A 3,351-nucleotide genomic window follows, 5' to 3' on the forward strand; every position below is an offset into this window, starting at 1 on the left:
CATTAGGGTTATGCTTTAGATTCAGACAAAACTATCCATCAGGAGACAGCATGGCCCTCAAGACAAGTTCCATCACCTTGCCCAGCATGACGCCCGGCACCCAGCGCAGCATTTCGGTATTGCGCTTTGGCAAAGCCGGTGCACGCCCCAAGGTCTACGTGCAAGCGGCCATCCATGCCAACGAAATGCCTGGCACCATGGCCATGCACCACCTGATGCCCCTGTTGACCGAGGCCGACAAGAAAGGTTTGATTCAGGGCGAAATCATTTTGGTGCCCACGGTCAACCCGATTGGCCAGGCCCAGCTGGTGGGCAACTCGCACGCGGGCCGCTACAACTTGCTGAGCTACGAAAACTTCAACCGCAACTGGATCGACCTGAGCGATGCCGTGGCCGAACGTGTGGGCAAGAAGCTGGGGGCGGATGCCCAGGCCAACGTGCGCACCATCCGCAAAGCGGCCCAAGACAGTTTGAAGGCTTTGAAGCCCCTGAACGAGCTGGGTACCTTGCGCGTGGAGGTGCAAAAACTCAGCTGCGATGCCGACTTTGTGCTGGACCTGCATTGCGACATTTACGCCGCCTTGCACCTTTTTGGTGCCAAAAACGATGTGGCCACAGGCACGCTGTCGACGCTTGCGGCCGACCTGGGCGTTGAAGCCACCCTGTACAACGACCCCTACCCCAAGTCGCTGACGTTTTCGGGTGTCAACAGCGCGCTGTGGGCCCGACTGGCTGAGCAATTCCCCCAGGCCAACATCCCACAAGCTTGCATGTCGGTGACGGTGGAGATGCGCAGCCAGCACGATGTGAGCGACGCATTGGGACAGTCTGATGCGCAGAACCTGTTCCGCTGGCTGGTGCGCCAGGGTGTGGTGGGCGGCAAGGCGGCACCGCTGAAGAAATTGAAAGCCGCGCCCGCCCCCATGAGCGGCATGGACGTGGGCTACAGCACCTGCACCGGCTTTTTGGTGTTCCATGTCAAGCCCGGTGCCAAGGTCAAAAAAGGCCAGGCCATTTGCGATGTGATCGATCCGGCCAACCCCCAAGGTGCCAAAGGCCGAACCACCTTCACCAGCCAGACCGATGGCGTGCTGTTTTCAAGACGCTTCGATGGTTACCTGTCTTGGCCAGGCCAAGTGATGTACCGCATTTGCGGCCCCAAACCCCTGCCCCACCGCATCGGTGCCACGGGCTTGGACGACTGATCACCCAACTGCCTTTGTAGCCCACCCTGTGGGCGATGGCCTGCCTTGGCGGTATGCGTGCCATCGCCCACAGCGGTGGGCTCCTACAAAACATCAGCGGGCTCGTTCAAAAAGCGCTCCACCAGGCGCGTCCAATACGCCGCGCCCACCGACAAGTTGGCATCGTTGAAATCGTATTTGGCGTTGTGCAGCATGACGCTGTCCAGGCCATTGCCCAAGCGCAAAAAACTGCCGGGCTTGTGCTGCAGGTAATACGCAAAATCTTCGCTGCCCGTGACGGGTCCGAAGGGGAACACCACCTGCTCTGGGCCCACCAATTCTTCGGCCACCTGGCGTGCGAAATCGGTTTCGGCATCGCTGTTGATGACCACCGGATAACCGCGCTCGTAATCCATCTCGACCTCGCCGCCATACGAGCTGACTTGGTCTCGCACCAGATGCGTGATGCGCTCTTGCAAGCGGTTGCGCACCTCGGGGCTGAACGAGCGGATGCTCAGGCCCAGCGTGGCGTGCTCGGGGATCACGTTGGACGCCTGGCCCGCGTGCACCGAACCAATGGTCACCACCGCCGTCTGTGTGGGGTCGATGTTGCGCGAGACCACAGTTTGCAAAGCCATGATCAAACTGCCCGCGATCATCACCGGGTCCACCGCCTGGTGGGGCCTGGCCGCATGGCCGCCTCGGCCAATGACCTTGATGCGGCAGTTGTCCGAGGCCGACATGAAAGCACCCTTGCCAAACATGAAGGTGCCCTGCGCTGCACCGGGGTGGTTGTGCATGCCAAAAATCGCGTCGCAGGGAAAGCGATCGAACAAACCATCGGCAATCATTTGCTGTGCGCCGCTGTTTTTGCCGGCCTCTTCGGCCGGTTGAAACACCAGGTGCACCGTGCCCTGAAACTGCCGCGTTTTGGCCAGTTGCTGCGCCGCCCCCATCAGCATGGCCGTGTGGCCATCGTGACCACACGCGTGCATGGTGCCTGCATGGGCACTGGCATACAGCCTGCCGGTTTCTTCGTGAATCGGCAAGGCGTCCATGTCGGCGCGCAAGGCAATGCCCCGGCCCACGCCGTTTTGCAGTGTGGCCACCAAACCATGACCGCCCACATGGCGCGTGACGCGGTAGCCCCAGCCTTCCAGGCGGTCACCCACCCATTGCGCGGTGGATTTTTCCTGAAACGACAGCTCGGGAAATTTGTGCAGGTGCTGGCGCGCTTCGCGCAGCGAAGGCTCGGCCTCGAGCAGGTCCGAGATTTGGCAGAAACAGGAGTAACGAGCGTTCATTTCAGACTTTCAGCGTGACAGCGCAGGCACAGCGCCCGTGCCCAGATCCCAATACAAACCGGTCATGACCGTCAAGGCCTCGCGAAGCAACTCGGCGGGCAAATGCTCGTTGGGCGCGTGCTGCGAACAGCCGGGGTAAGAGTGCGGCACCCAAATGGTTTTCAGGCCCAGCACGTCGGTGAAGATGTCGTTGGGCAAAGAGCCGCCCAGATTGGGCAGCACCGCCGTTTTTTTGCCCGTGGTGTGGGCCAGCGAATCCACCGCCCAGCGCACCCAGTCATCGTCCGGGTCGATGCGGGTGGCCTTGAACAACTCGTCGCGTGCGGCCTTGATCTGCACAAAGTCAAAACCGTGCCGGTCCAGGTGCCTGCGCAAGGCGGGCAGGATGTCGTTCGGGTCAATGCCCACCACAAAGCGCAACTGCCCACAGGCCCAGGCCCTGGCCGGAATGGCGTTGACCGGCGTGTCGGGGTTGCCGGTTTTGAAGGCCAGCACTTCAAACGACGACCAACCAAACACGCGCTCAGCGGGGCTCAAGCCTGGCTGGCCCCAGCCCGGCTCGATCTTGGGCCCATCGGCACCGCCGTCCACTTCGCAATCGGCCAGCACACGGCGCACCGAGTCGGGCAAAGAAGCAGGCTTCCACTCGGGCACCAAGATTTCACCCGTGGCCGACACCAGGCTGGCCAGCGCGTGCGCCATCTGAATGCCGGGGTTGGAGATCAGGCCGCCCCAATTGCCCGAATGGTGCGCACCCGCACGCGCTTCGATCGTCAACTCAAAATTGATGCAGCCGCGTGAGCCCAGAAAAATCGTGGGACGGTCTGCACGTAGCCGGGGACCGTCTGACGCGATCAGCAAAT

3 protein-coding genes are annotated in these 3,351 nt (G+C 61.5%); 1 reads left to right on the forward strand and 2 read right to left on the reverse strand.

What is annotated here, in order from left to right; all coding sequences use genetic code 11:
- The first annotated feature begins 50 nt into the window (after positions 1-50).
- Complete coding sequence (locus ACIQ47_RS15495) at positions 51-1,205, forward strand: succinylglutamate desuccinylase/aspartoacylase family protein (RefSeq protein WP_396438940.1); 1,155 nt, start codon at positions 51-53, stop codon at positions 1,203-1,205.
- Positions 1,206-1,288: 83 nt separating this feature from the next.
- Here the strand turns inward: ACIQ47_RS15495 and ACIQ47_RS15500 are convergent, their stop codons facing one another.
- Together ACIQ47_RS15500 and ACIQ47_RS15505 are read right to left on the reverse strand one after the other, a co-directional pair.
- Entirely contained in the window at positions 1,289-2,488 is a 1,200-nt protein-coding gene (locus ACIQ47_RS15500; protein ID WP_396438941.1) for a M20 aminoacylase family protein, read from the reverse strand.
- A 9-nt stretch (positions 2,489-2,497) separates the two neighbouring features.
- On the reverse strand, positions 2,498-3,351 hold an 854-nt coding region (locus ACIQ47_RS15505), incomplete at its 5' end, for a peptidase dimerization domain-containing protein (RefSeq protein ID WP_396438942.1).

It is taken from the genome of Limnohabitans sp. (genome assembly GCF_044373035.1).
In the GTDB taxonomy this organism is placed as follows: domain Bacteria; phylum Pseudomonadota; class Gammaproteobacteria; order Burkholderiales; family Burkholderiaceae_C; genus Limnohabitans_A.

Coding starts and splice junctions, on each gene's coding strand:
- ACIQ47_RS15495 (WP_396438940.1), top strand. CDS start 51: ATGGCCCTCAAGACAAGTTCCATCACCTTGCCCAGCATGACGCCCGGC.
- ACIQ47_RS15500 (WP_396438941.1), bottom strand. CDS start 2,488: ATGAACGCTCGTTACTCCTGTTTCTGCCAAATCTCGGACCTGCTCGAG.